The following is a 15080-nucleotide window of genomic DNA, read 5'->3' on the forward strand; positions in this document are numbered from 1 at the left end:
GAAGTGTGGTAACACATGGAGCTGACTGTTACTAATCGGGTGAGGGCTTGACCAACCAGCCGAGGAAGCGGGCAGGATGTAACAGAAATGGGGCGGAACAAGCTTGCTTGTGGAGAACCATTTATGGTACAGACTGGACATTTGCGAAGCAAATGACATCGAACGACGGAGTCGTGAGATGACCACCGCTGGAGTAGCCAAAAGAACAGGCGATGTAGCTTTAGCTGCGAGCCCGTGAAAAAAGGTGAATCGGTACGCAGGTTAAAATTGATTCAAAAAAGATTAACGATCATCAACAGAACATGTATGTAGTTTTGAATATACAATCATGAAAGAGTGGCTTAAACAGCCACTTTTTTATTACCCATAAAAACTGTCCCCTAAAAAAACATAAAAATTGCCCCTTGTAATATACCCAAACAAGCGGTACTATAACATCCAAGTTATTACATTCCTACATTAATACAATCATACATTAAAGTAATAACAAAGGTAATAACGAAACGAGAGGGGAATTATTATGAACACACAGAACAACACAGTAGTTAAACTTGCAGAAACTGCGTTATTAGCAGCTTTATGTTATGTATCCTTCACATTTCTGCAGATCAAGATCCCGGTGCCGGGCGGAGACGCAACATCCATTCATATTGGAAATGCTTTCTGCGTACTTGCAGCACTGCTTCTGGGTGGCGTATATGGCGGACTTGCCGGAGCTATCGGAATGGGAATTGCAGATATCATGGACCCTGTTTATATCACAGGCGCACCGAAAACCTTTGTACTGAAATTCTGTATCGGTCTGATCGTAGGTCTTGTGGCACACAAGGTTGCAAAGATCAATGAGAGTACAGATAAAAAATATGTTTTCAAATGGAGTGTGATCGCATCTATCGCAGGACTTGCATTTAACGTAATTGCAGATCCTATCGTAGGATATTTCTACAAACAGTACATTTTGGGACAGCCACAGGAACTGGCACAGGCACTTGCAAAAATGAGTGCGGCGGCAACCTTTATCAATGCAGTTGTATCTGTAATTCTGGTAGCGATCATCTATAATGCAGTACGTCCGGTACTGATCAAAAGTCATTTGATCACAGTTACCAACAACAAAAATCAGGTTGCGTAAAACGACATACTAAAAAAATAATAGAAAACAAGAAATAACACAAGACAGCGAAATGGAAGTTAAAATCCATTTCGCTGTTTTTTTATGCGGATATAGGATCATTTTTTATATGGTTATCCTCACATAGAAAACAAATTTCGGAACAACCAAGATCTGTTTTGACGTATCCATGGCAGTGATTGCTGCGGTACTTTCCTTCGTATTTGCGGGAAGACTGGATGGTGTAAGAGAAGGTACTGTTATTTCCGCATATTCTCCCGCACCTTCGTAGGTGTGCACCCGAAGTGCTCCTGGAACATCCGTCGAAACAGCTTATAATTGGTGAATCCATGGCGTTCCAGGATCACATGCACGGGGTCTTTCGTATTGATCAGATCTTTATAGATAAAAGAAAGTCTGTATTCATTCTGATATTCCAGAAATGTAACCCCCATCTTTTTCTTGAAAAAACGGCAGAAATATCCAGTCTGGAGATAAGCAACACCTGCGATCTCATCCAGAGAAATAGGCCGTTTGTAATTCTCAGAAATATAATTCAGCACCAGATTCAGCCGGTCCAGATCTTTTTTCAGCCGGCTTAGATCACTTTGAAAAACTTTGACACTGAAATTGTGACACAGCTGGAACAAAAGTTCAAAGATCAGGATATTGCAGACGAGAGTCGTATGGTGGAGTAAAAAGATACAAAAAAAGCGGAGATTTATCGTTATAAAGACTATTGAAAATAAAAGAAGTTTGTAGTAAGGTAGTAGCTACAACGCTTACGAAAGGGAAGACTGTTTCGGGTGGCCAGTCTTCTTTTTGTGAAGAATTTTGGATGAAGGAAAACGAAAAACAAGGGGGAAGAATTTATGGAGAAGGTAAAAGAGAAATCTTCTTTTTTCCGAAAGTTCGTAGGAGATAAGAGGTTTTATCTGATGGTCCTGTCTATTGCAGTACCGATCATGGTACAGAACGGGATCACAAATTTTGTCAGTCTTCTGGACAATATTATGATCGGTCGTATCGGTACCGAACAGATGTCTGGAGCGGCGATCGTCAATCAGCTGATCTTTGTATATAATCTATGTATTTTCGGCGGGGTGTCCGGAGCGGGAATTTTTACAGCACAGTATTTCGGACAGAAGGATCATGAGGGTGTCCGCCAGACACTTCGTTATAAACTGTGGATGGCAGTGATTCTGACAGCGATCACCATTATACTGTTTCTGACAGCTGGGGGTTCACTGATCAGCATGTATTTAAAAGGTGACGGAACCGCACAGGAGATCAGGGATACTCTTATTTATGGGAAACAGTATTTATGGATCATGCTTCTGGGACTTCCGCCATTTATGATGGTGCAGGTCTATGCAAGTACCTTACGTGAATGTGGTGAGACCGTACTTCCCATGAAGGCCGGGATCGTGGCTGTGCTGATCAATCTGATATTTAATTATCTTCTGATCTATGGTAAATTTGGATTCCCGGAAATGGGAGTAAGAGGTGCGGCTGTTGCCACAGTGCTCTCCAGATATGTGGAAGCCTGCATTGTCCTGAGCTGGACACATAAGCATACAGAAAAGAATATTTTTGCACAGGGTCTGTATTCAACATTAAAGGTTCCGGCGAACCTGACAAAGAAGATACTTATTAAGGGAACCCCGCTGCTTCTGAATGAGACTTTATGGGCAGCCGGAGTGGCCATGCTGACACAGTGTTATTCAGTCCGTGGACTGAACGTGGTTGCGGGATTAAATATTTCCAATACCATCAACAATGTATTTAATATCGTATTTATCGCACTTGGAGATTCGGTAGCCATTGTTGTAGGACAGCTTCTGGGGGCAGGTAAGATGAAGGAAGCCAGAGATACGGACAACAAGATGATCGCATTTTCTGTGTTCTGCTGTACCTGCGTGGCAGCTGTGATGTTTGTAATGGCACCACTGTTTCCAAGGCTTTACAATACCAATGCTGAGGCACGTACTCTGGCGAAATATTTTATTATGATCACAGCATTTTTCATGCCGCAGAATGCATTCCTGCATGCAACATATTTTACTTTGCGTTCCGGTGGAAAGACCATCGTTACATTTCTGTTTGACAGTGTGTTTATCTGGGTGGTAAGTGTAACGATCGCATTTACCTTAAGCCGTTTTACAGGTCTGCCTGTACTTGTGATCTACGCAATGGTCCAGGCAGCGGATATGATGAAATGTGTCATTGGATTTATCCTTGTAAAAAAAGGCGTATGGCTTCAGAATATCGTTTCATAGAATTTTTTGAAATCTTCCGGGAGGGGTGCTTCCAGGGAGATTTCTTTTTTGGCATTTTTGTCATGATGCATGGAAGCCCGGGTGTCGGAAGCAGCTTCGTCAATTGAAAATGGAAGTTGAAATTTAAGCTTCCATGCGTGGAGTGCAGCCCGGGAAAACGGATTCGATATGTCCGATAAACAGTACAGAGAATCACCCAGAAGAGGATGCCCGAGAGATGCCATGTGTACACGGATCTGATGTGTACGGCCGGTTTTCAGACGGAGCATTACAAGAGAAGCCGGAGCTGCTACGTCAGGGCCGGTAGATTTCAGAACAGAATAAAGGGTTTCTGCATGTTTGCTTCCGGGAAGCGTGCCATCTGTGGATACGACCATTTTCAGACGGTTATCCGGGTCAGGTGCAAGGGGAACGGAGATCCTGTGAAAAGCTCCATCTTCATCCACAGGCATGAAACCGGAAACTGCAGCCAGATAGGTTTTCTCTGAAATCCCTTCTTCACGCTGGTTCTGTAATCTGGCGGCAGCAGTCTGGTTCCTGGCAAAGAGCAGGATACCGGAGGTTTCTTTATCCAATCGTCCGATAGACCGGACTTTGGTAGGCTCTCCTTTGGAACGGAAATAGGAAGCCACCTGGTTGGCGAGACTGTCACTGTAGTGAGAACCGGAAGGGTGAGTGACAATCCCGGCAGGTTTATTTATGGCGAGGATATCCTGGTCTTCGTATATGATCGCCAACTCAGGAAGAAACTGTGACGTTGTAGCCAGTGAATGATAATTGTGAGAATTGACATCAGAACCTGCAAATTCTGAAGCTGCGGAATCAGAATATGAAATTGCGTCTGTGGAGAACTGGAAATTGTGATTGGACAAATTGACAGTAAAGGATGAAGATTCCAGCTGGGCAGAATCCACATCGTCCGCTTCCAGGCATACTATGATCTGATCCCCGGGATAAGCGGTTTCCGTTACCCGGCACTGCTGTCCGTTTTTTCGGATACCACCGGGACGGAACTTCGCCTGGCTGATCTGCTTTTTTGTAAGACCTGCCTGCGTGCGAAGAAAGCGGGAGACAGGTGCCGGAACAGCTGTTTTCGGGATATAGATAGTAAGATAGCGGTTCATTGTGAGGAATCCTCCGATTCTATTAAATTAATAAATATTTACAGGAATTTGGATGCAGGAGATTTTTATTTATGCTGATAATAAAAAACAGCAACTTGAGTCCGATCCCTCAGCTGCAGTTTATCCAGAATGGAACTGAGATAATTTCGTACCGTTCCCTCACTGAGAAACAGTTCTGTGGCAATCTCCTTATTGCTGTATCCGTTGGCGATCAGCCGGATGATATCCAGCTCCCGTTCGCTGATGTTTCTGGAAGCATAATCAAATCCGTCGGAAGACTGCAGGAGTTTAGGGATTTTGGATATGATCTCTGTGCCGAATACGGTCTGACCGGAGTAAACCGCCTGAAGGGCCGGAAGAATGCTGGTATGATCCTGCTTCAGAAGATAACCCTTTGTGCCGAGGCGGAGGGCTTTTACAATATATTCATCATCGGAAAAAGTAGTCAGAAGAAGAATTTTTGCCTCCGGAAATTCGCCCAGGATCTTTCTGGAAGCTTCCAGTCCGTCCATTCCTTTCATACGGATATCCATTAGAAGAATATCCGGAAGATACTCTCTGTACAGAGCGCAGGCTTCTTCACCATCAGAGCCGGTGGCAGTCACTTCGATATCTGGGTTTGCTTCAAGAATGGTTTTTAGTGCTCCTGCAACCAGGCAGTCGTCGTCTACGATTATAATTTTCATGTCAAAATCTCCTGTTTATGAGTTATAAAAAGTAAATTTACAGATCAGAAAAAACAGACGGATCCAATATGCCGGGAAAGTACTTTGATCAAATCAGGAAGGTTTCCGGCAAAGTGAGAAATATCTGTCTGATTCAATTAGAAACAGATTTCGGGATCGTCACAAAGATCCGAAAACCGTTCTCCTGCGTAATCTGGACCGTACCGCCCAGCGCCTTTGCACGGTCACGGATATTGGACAGTCCCATACCACCGGAAGTATTTTTTGCCTTATTGCTGTCAGATACAGTTTGAATATCCGGAATTTCATTTTCCGGTGTCCCATTATCCTCAATGCACAATTGATAAAGTGCAGGATGCTCCCGCAGAAGAATATCCACAGAATCCGCATTACTATGCCGCATCACATTGGAAAGCCCTTCCTTTGTAATACTGATCAGACTGTATTTCACCTCTCTTGGAATCTGCCTGGACATATCATAAGTAAGATTCACCGGGCAGAAGGTGAAATCCTTTACAAGTCCTTTTATGGCATCTTCCAGATCTATCGCATCGTCATGAAGATCATGTACACTGGAACGGATGCTGTTCATAGCACCGTTCAGGGATTCTTCCAGATTTCCAAGCAGAGGATCAAGAGAATCATTTTTGTTGATGGTTTTGCAGGCAGCAGTCATAAGGATAGAACGGGATAGTACATGTCCCACATTATCATGGATCTCTCTGGCAATTCTGTTTCGCTCGCGCAATGTAGCAGCATAAATCTCGTAATCCTGTTTTTCCAGAAGTGCCTTGTTTTTTTCAGAAAGAAGAAGCGTATGTTCCTCACTGTCATCCCGGATCTGATGAAAATCCTGGTAAAGAGCCTGATATTTTCTGGCATAGAGCCAGAGAAAAAATGAGAGAACGAAACCAAAAATCCCAAGCAGACAAAGAACTGCCGGAAATCTATTGATCTGAAAAACCAGAAATCCCCAAAGTGGAAGCTCAGCCACTGCCAGAGGAAAAAGCCCGGCAGATAAGGTCTGATACAGCAGCAGCGGGAAAAACAGAAGAAGATCCGAAAACCACAGGGAACATAATCCAAAGATCACATAGCTTCCTGCAAGAACCGGAATGATATTTCCGGCGTTTTTCAATACTGGCAAAGAATTGTGTGAACAGGATTCTGTTTTACATACCCTGCACAGATAAGTAATGCAGCAAAGGATCACCGCAAAAAGGAGGGCAAACACAAGAGCCTGATCTGCAGGCACATAAAAAAATGTTAAAGTACTGTATAAAAGCAATAGTATGGAATCTGTAAAATAACGCATAAAAATAACCCCCTTTCTCAGAATTACAGTGTTTTCCGAAAGTCAGGCAGATAACCGGTTAAAATTATCGTATCCTGTTCCGGGAGAACCCCTTTTGCTGCACAAATTTCTGAAATCAATGTGCCTTTATTATAATATACCGGTTCCTTCCCTGCAAAGAAAAATCTATCCTTCTGAAAAAGACATGACATTTGTCATTCGCAGGTGGTGACATTCAACACTTGGAGCAGACAGAAGAAAAGGATATAATGGCATCATAGAAGAAATACGAATTTCTGCGAAAAAGACATAAAAGTCCTGCTTAACGGACTGTAAAAAAGGAGGAAAACATATGCCACAGAGTATGGTCCACATAGAAAATCTGGTAAAACGATACGGTGATCTTACCGCACTGAATCATCTGGAACTGGATATCCGGGAGGGTGAGATCTTCGGATTACTTGGTCCCAACGGCTCGGGAAAAACAACGGCCATCAGCTGCCTCTTGTCACTTCTGAAATATGACAGAGGTGAAATAAAGATATTCGGAGAAGAGATGAAGCCGGACAGCTATAAGCTCAAGGAACAGATTGGGATCGTGCTTCAGAATGTAGCCGTTTTTGATGAGCTGACAGTGCAGGAAAATATCGATTATTTCTGCGGCCTTTACATACGGGACAGGAAACAGAGAAAAGAGCTGGTGGAGGATGCCATTGAATTTACAGGTCTTGAAGATTTCCGCAAAATGTACCCGAAGAAGCTTTCCGGGGGCCTTTTACGAAGATTGAACATTGCCTGCGGGATCGCCCACAAGCCAAGACTGATCATTATGGATGAGCCGACGGTAGCTGTAGACCCACAGAGCAGAAACAAGATCCTGGAAGGGATCCAGACGCTGAACCACCAGGGCTCCACCATTATCTACACATCCCATTACATGGAAGAAGTGGAGCAGATCTGTACCAGGATCGCCATCATGGATCACGGAAGAGTCATCGCTCAGGGAACAAAGGAAGAATTGAAGCAGATGATCAAAACAGGAGAGACCATCACCGTAGAAGCCATTGCCCTGGAAGAAAAAAATCTCCGGGATATCCGCACACTGGAGCATGTGTTTGATGTGCAGTATGAAAAACAGGTGCTGGTCGTGCGCTGTACCGATGCGAAGCATAACCTGATCCGGCTTCTTAATTATCTGCAAAGCCAGGATATTTCTTTTGGAAGAGTCTTTTCCGAACTGCCTACATTAAATGATGTCTTTCTGGAGATCACCGGAAAACAGCTGAGAGATTAGGAGGGATGGGAGATGTTGCATTTACTGAAATACAGTTTTCTTTCCAAGATCCGGAATTTTAACATTGTATTCTGGCCGCTGGTCTTTCCGCTTGTGCTTGGAACTTTTTTCTATTTTGCATTCGGAAATATCAATGAAGCAGATTTTCAGACGGTTCCGGTGGCAGTGGTGAAGGAAGCTTCTGCGGATACGTTTTTAATGACCTATCTGGATGAAGTGGAAAAAAGCAGCCCAGATCTTTTAAAAGCAGAAGAAATGTCGGAAAAGGAAGCGCTGGAAGCACTGCAGGATAAAAAAGTAGAAGGGATTTATTATGTGGGAAAAGAGCCTTCCCTTACAGTAGCAGGAACCGGAATAGAAGAAAGTATCCTTCAGACAGTTCTCGACAGCTGTGAAAACACCAGAACGACCATCACCAATATCATGAAAAAAAATCCGCAGATGGATATGGAAACCATGAAATCCTTGTTAAGTTCCGACAGCCTGGTAAGGGAAGTCTCTCTTGGCGGCCGGACCATTGACGGAAATGTGCAGTTCTTTTACGCACTGATCGCCATGGCCTGCCTGTATGGATGCTTTATCGGATTTGGCTCTGCGATCGGGATTCAGGCCAATATCACACCTCTGGCAGCCAGAAGGTGTGTAACGCCGACCCACAAGCTGAAGCTGATCCTTACAGACCAGCTGACATCTTTTGCTCTGGGCTATGTGGACGTGATCATTCTGATCCTGTATCTCCGGTATATTCTCAATCTGGATTTTCAGGGACAGATGGGAAAAATGCTGGTGGTATCTTTTTTCGGAAGTCTCATCGGTGTATCTATGGGAATGTTTATAGGCAGCTTCGGAAAAATGCAGGAAGGCGTCAGAATCGGGCTCATGCTTGGAATCTCTATGGTAAGCAGCTTTCTTGCCGGACTGATGAACGGAAATATGAAGGATATCGTGGAAAAAAGTGTTCCGTTTGTGAACCGGATCAATCCTGCATCACTGATCTCAGATGCGTTTTACTGTATCAATGTATATGATGATATGACCAGATACTATAGAAATCTGATCACACTGGCGGTAATGTGCGTGGTGCTGGTGATGGCATCCTTTTTCATGGTCAGGAGGGAACGTTATGACAGTATTTAAAGGCTATATGAGGATCATGAAAAAAAATACAGGTCTGATCCTCCTGTATCTGGGCATTTTTTTCGGAGTGACAATGGCACTTCAGGCAGCGGCCGGTAAGGAAACTTATACCAGCTATGAAAGCGAAAAAATAAAGATCGGAGTGGTGGATAAAGACAACGGACCACTTGCAGAAGGACTGGTAAAATGGCTTGAAGGTACGCATCACGTGACCATGTTGGAGGATAACAGGGAGAAGCTTCAGGAAGAGCTTTTTTACAGAAATGTAGAATACATCGTGGTGATTCCTGAGGATTTTTATGAGAACTGTATGGTAAACGGTGAAAGTATTTCTGTGACCAAGGTGCCCGGATCTTATTCGGCATATTATGTGGATCAGCAGCTGGAGAGCTGCCTGAATACAATGCGGACATATCTGAAAGCCGGTTTTTCCCAGAAGGAAGCGGCAACAGCGATCCTGGATAAAAAAAGAGGAGAAGTCACCATGCTGGATACAGATGAAAACAGTGGTACGTCCGGATGGCTCTATTATTTCCGATATATTCCATATCTGTTTCTTGCATTACTTTGCTATGTGATGGGATATGTTCTGATGGCTTTCAAAAAAGACGATATACCAAAGAGAATGCAGGCATCTGCGATCTCTGCAAGACGACAGAGTCTGGAAGGGCTTCTGGCCATGTTTGTGATGGGTGGGGGCTTATGGGGAATCGGTATGGCTGGAGCTATCCTTATGTATGGAAAAACATTTCTCGGTTCAGAAAATTTCGGATACTATGTACTGAACACTCTGGTAATGATGGCAGTGGCACTTTCACTTTCCTATCTGATCGGTCTTTTTGTAAAAAACAGCAACATGTTAAGCGGGATCGCAAATATCCTGTCTCTTGGAATGTGCTTTCTGTGTGGTGTGTTTGTTCCCATGAACATTATGGACAGAAACGTCCTGAAGGTGTCTCAGTTTCTTCCTGTGTACTGGTATGAAAACGTAAATGAGACTCTTGGAAGTTACAGCCACCTAACAGGTGAGGCAGCTGTATCGGTGTGGAAAGGTATTGGACTGGAAGCTATGTTTGCGGTAGTTTTTGTCTGCATGATCCTGGCAGTGACCAGGTATCAGCGGCAGAAATAACAGAAAATAATAGCAGATGGCTGTTAATTATGGTAGGATATAGCTGATAAAGATGATTTGCGGAGAAAAACATGAAAAAAATACAAGTTTTACTAAAACCACAATGCAATGCAGAAATTCAAAATCAGTTTGCAACAAAATTCGGAGATCAGTGCGAATTTACATTTCAGGGCAAAGAAACTGAGGATGCGATCGCAGCAGCAGAAGTAGTGATCGGAGAGCCAGAGGAAGAAGAAATCCTGAAAGCAGAAAATCTTCGCTGGATCCAGCTGACCTGGGCCGGTGCGGACAAATATACAAAAATGAAAGCATTCCCGACAGGAGTTACATTAACCAATGCTTCTGGCGCTTTTGGAAAGATCATATCAGAATATGTGATCGGGAATATCATTGCGCTGTACCGTGAACTTCCGAACTACTGGAAGAACAAACAGAAACACCTCTGGGTACAGAATAGATCATCAGAAACCATATATGGAAAAAACATTCTCATCCTGGGAACAGGGGATATAGGAAGAAATATTGCCCATAGAATGAAAGCGTTTGAAACGCATGTGACTGGAATAAAAAGAACTGCAGTCCCGGAGTATTTGCAGCAGATGAAAGAGTTTGATGAGGTATATGATCTGACAGTGCTGGATCAGCAGCTTCAGAAAGCGGACATTGTGATTGGCTGTCTCCCGGGAACACCGGAAACAAAAGGCCTTCTGAATTACGAACGGCTGTATTCCATGAAAAAAGATGCAATTCTGGTTAATGTAGGAAGAGGAAGCCTCATTCCAACAGAAGACCTGATCAGAGTACTTGAGGAAGGCCACTTAAAAGGAGTGGTCCTGGATGTATTTGAAACAGAACCATTGCCGGAGACATCACCTCTTTGGAATATGGAAAACGTCCTTATCACTCCACACATTGCAGGCCCGAGTTTCGGTGGAAACGCTGAAGTCCAGGATATGATCTGGAACATCTGCATGGAAAATATGGAACGATATCTGAATGGAAAAAAATTAAAAAATATTGTCCGGTTAAAGGATGGGTATTAAATAAAAAAGATAGTTACAAGCTCCTTCTGATAAACTGTGAAGCAGTTATCCGGTTATGAGCAAGTAGCGAAGCGGATGCTTTTATCCGCTTGACTAAAAATACATTTATGGATATTTAAGAAAGAGACAGAGTGCATAATGATAACACGCCAGAAACTGATCGATCAGATAGAAAAATACAAGCCATACAATGAGCAGGAAGAAAAAGATAAAATCCTGATCCTGGACTGGATCAGAAATAATGAGAATGCTTTTTCCAGGGAAAATGCAGTAGCCCATATGACAGCTTCTGCCTGGGTAGTAAACAGAGAACGGACGAAAGTCCTTATGGTATATCACAACATATACAATTCCTGGTCCTGGCTTGGAGGACATGCAGATGGTGAGACGGATTTACTGTCCGTTGCTGTCAGAGAAGTAAAAGAAGAGGCAGGGATTTCCAATGTTCGTCCGGTGTCAGAAGAGATTTTTTCCCTGGAATCCCTGACTGTAGACGGTCATATGAAAAAAGGAAAATATGTATCCAGCCATCTGCACTTTAACCTAACATATCTCCTTGAGGCAGATTCAGAAGAGGCTGTTTCCATAAAAGCAGATGAAAACAGCGGTGTAGCCTGGTTTTCACCGGAAGAAGCATTGATGAGATCAACAGAACCGTGGTTTGTGGAACATGTTTATATTAAGCTTTTGAAGAAAATGAATCTATGTTATAATGGGATAAAGACAAAAGAGGTTTGACATTGACTGAGCAAATACGAAAATCTGACTGTAATGTAAGACAATACAGTTTTGCAGGGATCGACGGGAAGCAAGGTTAAAATAAAAGAATAAAGGACTGGATTGTATGAAAATGCAGTCTTTTTTTTATTCATAAGGAATAGGGAAACTGTTAGCTGAGAAAGGGGGAAACAAACATGAAAAATTATTCAGAGGATGCGGACAGACAGTATCACATTCAGGTAGCAAAAGGAGAAGTGGGACGTTACGTTATTTTACCGGGAGATCCGAAACGCTGCAAAAAGATCGCACAGTATTTTGATGATCCGGTTTTGGTAGCAGATAACCGGGAATACGTAACATACACCGGAACACTGGACGGAGTGAAGGTAAGTGTGACATCTACTGGAATCGGCGGACCGTCCGCTTCTATCGCAATGGAAGAGCTTTATCGGTGCGGGGCTGACACATTTGTACGCATCGGAACCTGCGGTGGAATGCAGCCGGAGGTAAAAAGTGGTGATATTGTTGTTGCAACGGGTGCGATCCGTATGGAGGGCACCAGCAAAGAGTATGCACCTATTGAATTCCCGGCAGTGGCAAATCTGGAAGTGATCAATGCACTTGTGGAAGGAGCAAAGAAAGAAGGATGTGAATTCCACACAGGTGTGGTACAATGTAAGGATTCCTTTTATGGCCAGCATGAGCCGGAAACCAAGCCGGTCAGCTATGAACTGATGAATAAATGGGAAGCGTGGAAACGTCTCGGCTGTCTTGCGTCGGAGATGGAATCCGCTGCTCTTTTTATAGTGGCAAGCCATTTAAAAGTACGTGTGGGCTCCTGCTTCCTGGTGCTTGCAAATCAGGAAAGAGAAAAGCTGGGTTTGGATAATCCTGTGGTACATGATACCGATAAGGCAATCCAGGTTGCAGTACAGGCGATCCGTGAACTGATCCGTGCAGATCAGGCACAGAAAAAAGAAGAATAACGTATACATGCCTGATTCAGGAAAGGTGGGAAAACTATGGAAGAAAAACAGATCAAAGAAATGATCGATCTGGCAATCAGACAGATGGACTATTCCTATGCGCCATACTCACATTTTCATGTAGGGGCGGTACTTCTTGTAAAAAACGGTACCTATTATACCGGGTGTAACATAGAAAATGCTGCCTATACTCCAACAAACTGTGCGGAAAGAACTGCTTTTTTCAAAGCGGTCAGTGAAGGCATGAGAGACTTTCAGGCAATCTGTATCGTTGGCGGCAAGGATGGTGTTCCTACAGAGTATGCAGCACCCTGTGGAGTATGCAGACAGGTTATGATGGAGTTCTGTGATCCGGAAACCTTTCAGATCATACTGGCAGTCAGCAGAGAAAAATATGATATCTTTACGTTAAAGGAACTGTTGCCATTTGGATTTGGACCGGATAATCTGAAGAAACTGAAGTGATAAGCGCATGTGGATATGTGCAGAGATTTTCACGATATGAATGCAGTGAGAAGTAAAATATTGAAAAGTGATCGCCCGGATGTTGATATGACAGGCCGGGCGATCACTTTTTCTGCCATACAATAAAAAACGCTGAAAATCCTTAATTAAGATTTTTCAGCGATTCTAATAGCAGGGGATGAGAGAATCGAACTCCCACCAAAGGTTTTGGAGACCCCTATCATACCATTTGACCAATCCCCTATATTAAATTATGTTTTCATCACTGTTGCAATTATACATATAAAATATACAATTGTCAAGAGATGAGAGTGCTTTTTGTATAATAAAATATAAATAAAATTCTTCCTGTCATAAATCGGCAGAAAAGCGGAGATGGAGGGATTTGAACCCTCGCGCCGGTTGCCCGACCTACCGCATTTCGAGTGCGGACCCTTCAGCCACTTGGGTACATCTCCGGATGCAAACCTTTATTATTATATAAGGTATCCGGAGAAAGTTCAATCTTTTTTAAAACTTTTCTTTTTTGTATTATTGACGAATCTTCCAGACTATAATATGATAATGAGATAAAGTGTGCAGACAGAAGTGGATGTGCAGAAATGGAGGGAATTATGAGCGATAAGAAATCAGCGATTCTCAGGGCGGTGAAGGGTCTTACTGAGAATTATGCTTCAGAAGAACTTTTTATGCCGAAGAGCGGCAGACGTCTGCCGAACCGTTCGGTGATCATTGATATAGTAAGAGATCTGAAATCTATTGTATTTCCGGGATATTTCAGTACGGATACCAGTGCTACCGTATTTCCGGAGTATTATGTGGGACACAGACTGAATGATCTTTATGACAGATTGAAGAATCAGATCGAGATCGCACTTCTTTATCACGGAGAGGAACCGGAAGAAGCAGCAGCTCATGCAGACAGAACTGCCGGTGGATTTTTTGAGCAGCTTCCTGAAATCCAGAGACTGCTTCTGACAGATGTACAGGCTGGTTTTGATGGTGACCCCGCAGCCAAGAGCAAGGAAGAGATCATTTTTTCATATCCGGGATTATTTGCTATCTACGTGTATCGTCTGGCACATGTTCTTTATAAAGAAGAGATCCCATTTATCCCGCGCGTGATGTCAGAATATGCTCATGGCCGTACAGGAATCGATATCAACCCGGGAGCGACCATCGGAGAGTATTTCTTTATCGATCATGGTACCGGTGTGGTTGTAGGTGAGACTACAGAGATCGGAAATAATGTAAAACTGTATCAGGGAGTAACACTGGGAGCGCTTTCCACAAGAAAGGGACAGCAGCTTGCCAATGTAAAACGTCATCCGACGATTCGTGATAATGTAACGATCTATTCTAATTCCACAGTGCTCGGTGGTGAGACGGTTGTAGGAGAGAATACGATTATAGGTGGTAATACCTTTATCACAGAATCCATTCCTGCAAATACCAAGGTCAGTGCAAAAAGTCCGGAGCTTGTGATCAAGAAACCGAAGGCCCAGGTTTCTGCCACAAATGTATGGGAGTATTGATAAAAAATCCAATAAATAAAAAAAATAAAAAATTTAAAAAAACCTGTTGACAAATAAAACAGCATGCTATATACTAATCATCGTTGCAGCGGTCAAGCGATCGGTAATCACCGAAGCGACGATGCGCGGGTGTAGTTCAATGGTAGAACACCAGCCTTCCAAGCTGGATACGTGGGTTCGATTCCCATCACCCGCTTATGCGATAGTGGCGTAGTTGGTAACGCGCGACCTTGCCAAGGTCGAGACCGCGGGTTCGAGCCCCGTCTATCGCTCT

The 15080-nt window shown here is 43.4% G+C and carries 14 protein-coding genes and 4 tRNA genes; 12 read left to right on the forward strand and 6 right to left on the reverse strand.

The features are described from left to right. The first annotated feature begins 520 nt into the window (after positions 1–520). Positions 521–1132, forward strand: a complete 612-nt coding sequence (locus tag LI091_RS17010; protein WP_022426832.1) for an ECF transporter S component — start codon at positions 521–523, stop codon at positions 1130–1132. Between the two features lie 239 nt (positions 1133–1371). Here LI091_RS17010 and LI091_RS17020 read toward each other — a convergent pair whose 3' ends face one another. Further along, positions 1372–1674: a helix-turn-helix transcriptional regulator gene (locus tag LI091_RS17020; RefSeq protein ID WP_242981921.1), complete on the reverse strand. Its 303-nt coding sequence runs from the start codon at positions 1672–1674 to the stop codon at positions 1372–1374. 309 nt (positions 1675–1983) lie between these two features. Here LI091_RS17020 and LI091_RS17025 point away from each other — a divergent pair, with 309 nt between their 5' ends. Next, a complete protein-coding gene (locus LI091_RS17025; protein WP_118514777.1) occupies positions 1984–3390 on the forward strand; it encodes an MATE family efflux transporter in 1407 nt (468 codons plus the stop codon). Here the strand turns inward: LI091_RS17025 and LI091_RS17030 are convergent. From LI091_RS17030 to LI091_RS17040, 3 genes are all read right to left on the reverse strand, one after another. After that, positions 3372–4514: an RluA family pseudouridine synthase gene (locus LI091_RS17030; protein ID WP_265191399.1), complete on the reverse strand. Its 1143-nt coding sequence runs from the start codon at positions 4512–4514 to the stop codon at positions 3372–3374. The two genes, LI091_RS17025 and LI091_RS17030, sit on opposite strands and share 19 nt — an antisense overlap. 65 nt (positions 4515–4579) lie before the next feature. Next, on the reverse strand, positions 4580–5200 hold the full coding sequence (locus LI091_RS17035; protein ID WP_265191400.1) for a response regulator: 621 nt from the start codon (positions 5198–5200) through the stop codon (positions 4580–4582). A gap of 133 nt (positions 5201–5333) precedes the next feature. Next, positions 5334–6515, reverse strand: a complete 1182-nt coding sequence (locus tag LI091_RS17040) for a sensor histidine kinase (protein WP_265191401.1) — start codon at positions 6513–6515, stop codon at positions 5334–5336. 343 nt (positions 6516–6858) lie between these two features. Here LI091_RS17040 and LI091_RS17045 point away from each other — a divergent pair, with 343 nt between their 5' ends. The 7 genes from LI091_RS17045 to LI091_RS17075 all read left to right on the forward strand — a co-directional run bounded on the left by LI091_RS17045 (position 6859) and on the right by LI091_RS17075 (position 13271). Continuing rightward, the gene (locus LI091_RS17045; protein WP_118752534.1) at positions 6859–7788 is read left to right on the forward strand and encodes an ABC transporter ATP-binding protein; all 930 of its coding nucleotides are present in this window, start codon (positions 6859–6861) and stop codon (positions 7786–7788) included. Positions 7789–7800: 12 nt separating this feature from the next. Continuing rightward, the gene (locus LI091_RS17050) at positions 7801–8925 is read left to right on the forward strand and encodes an ABC transporter permease (RefSeq protein WP_118752492.1); all 1125 of its coding nucleotides are present in this window, start codon (positions 7801–7803) and stop codon (positions 8923–8925) included. Then, entirely contained in the window at positions 8912–10057 is a 1146-nt protein-coding gene (locus tag LI091_RS17055) for an ABC transporter permease (protein ID WP_022426840.1), read from the forward strand. Before LI091_RS17050 ends, LI091_RS17055 begins: the two co-directional genes overlap by 14 nt. 71 nt (positions 10058–10128) lie before the next feature. Continuing rightward, a complete protein-coding gene (locus LI091_RS17060) occupies positions 10129–11100 on the forward strand; it encodes a D-2-hydroxyacid dehydrogenase (protein WP_237972693.1) in 972 nt (323 codons plus the stop codon). Positions 11101–11238: 138 nt separating this feature from the next. Next, the gene (locus LI091_RS17065; protein ID WP_092071373.1) at positions 11239–11838 is read left to right on the forward strand and encodes an NUDIX hydrolase; all 600 of its coding nucleotides are present in this window, start codon (positions 11239–11241) and stop codon (positions 11836–11838) included. A gap of 176 nt (positions 11839–12014) precedes the next feature. Continuing rightward, positions 12015–12806, forward strand: coding sequence for a uridine phosphorylase (udp, locus tag LI091_RS17070; RefSeq protein WP_059085420.1), 792 nt, complete (start codon positions 12015–12017; stop codon positions 12804–12806). 36 nt (positions 12807–12842) lie between these two features. Next, positions 12843–13271, forward strand: a complete 429-nt coding sequence (locus tag LI091_RS17075) for a cytidine deaminase (protein WP_092071379.1) — start codon at positions 12843–12845, stop codon at positions 13269–13271. Positions 13272–13443: 172 nt separating this feature from the next. Here LI091_RS17075 and LI091_RS17080 read toward each other — a convergent pair. After that, positions 13444–13514 (reverse strand) — tRNA-Trp (locus LI091_RS17080). A gap of 127 nt (positions 13515–13641) precedes the next feature. Further along, positions 13642–13729, reverse strand: a tRNA-Ser gene (locus LI091_RS17085). A gap of 156 nt (positions 13730–13885) precedes the next feature. Here LI091_RS17085 and epsC point away from each other — a divergent pair. From epsC to LI091_RS17100, 3 genes are all read left to right on the forward strand, one after another. Next, positions 13886–14806 carry a serine O-acetyltransferase EpsC gene (gene epsC / locus LI091_RS17090; protein WP_092071382.1) on the forward strand — a complete coding sequence of 307 codons (921 nt, stop codon included), beginning with the start codon at positions 13886–13888 and terminating at the stop codon, positions 14804–14806. Between the two features lie 125 nt (positions 14807–14931). Further along, positions 14932–15002, forward strand: a tRNA-Gly gene (locus LI091_RS17095). Positions 15003–15005: 3 nt separating this feature from the next. Further along, positions 15006–15078: transfer RNA gene (locus tag LI091_RS17100), tRNA-Gly, on the forward strand. Positions 15079–15080 lie beyond the last annotated feature (2 nt).

The sequence above is a fragment of the Blautia sp. MSK20_18 genome (assembly GCF_020553125.1).
Lineage (GTDB): Bacteria > Bacillota > Clostridia > Lachnospirales > Lachnospiraceae > Blautia_A > Blautia_A fusiformis.

Excerpts from the sequence above, each read along its gene's own strand:
- LI091_RS17010 (WP_022426832.1), top strand. The coding sequence starts at position 521 with ATGAACACACAGAACAACACAGTAGTTAAACTTGCAGAAACTGCGTTA.
- LI091_RS17025 (WP_118514777.1), top strand. The coding sequence starts at position 1,984 with ATGGAGAAGGTAAAAGAGAAATCTTCTTTTTTCCGAAAGTTCGTAGGA.
- LI091_RS17030 (WP_265191399.1), bottom strand. The coding sequence starts at position 4,514 with ATGAACCGCTATCTTACTATCTATATCCCGAAAACAGCTGTTCCGGCA.
- LI091_RS17035 (WP_265191400.1), bottom strand. The coding sequence starts at position 5,200 with ATGAAAATTATAATCGTAGACGACGACTGCCTGGTTGCAGGAGCACTA.
- LI091_RS17040 (WP_265191401.1), bottom strand. The coding sequence starts at position 6,515 with ATGCGTTATTTTACAGATTCCATACTATTGCTTTTATACAGTACTTTA.
- LI091_RS17045 (WP_118752534.1), top strand. The coding sequence starts at position 6,859 with ATGGTCCACATAGAAAATCTGGTAAAACGATACGGTGATCTTACCGCA.
- LI091_RS17050 (WP_118752492.1), top strand. The coding sequence starts at position 7,801 with ATGTTGCATTTACTGAAATACAGTTTTCTTTCCAAGATCCGGAATTTT.
- LI091_RS17055 (WP_022426840.1), top strand. The coding sequence starts at position 8,912 with ATGACAGTATTTAAAGGCTATATGAGGATCATGAAAAAAAATACAGGT.
- LI091_RS17060 (WP_237972693.1), top strand. The coding sequence starts at position 10,129 with ATGAAAAAAATACAAGTTTTACTAAAACCACAATGCAATGCAGAAATT.
- LI091_RS17065 (WP_092071373.1), top strand. The coding sequence starts at position 11,239 with ATGATAACACGCCAGAAACTGATCGATCAGATAGAAAAATACAAGCCA.
- udp (WP_059085420.1), top strand. The coding sequence starts at position 12,015 with ATGAAAAATTATTCAGAGGATGCGGACAGACAGTATCACATTCAGGTA.
- LI091_RS17075 (WP_092071379.1), top strand. The coding sequence starts at position 12,843 with ATGGAAGAAAAACAGATCAAAGAAATGATCGATCTGGCAATCAGACAG.
- epsC (WP_092071382.1), top strand. The coding sequence starts at position 13,886 with ATGAGCGATAAGAAATCAGCGATTCTCAGGGCGGTGAAGGGTCTTACT.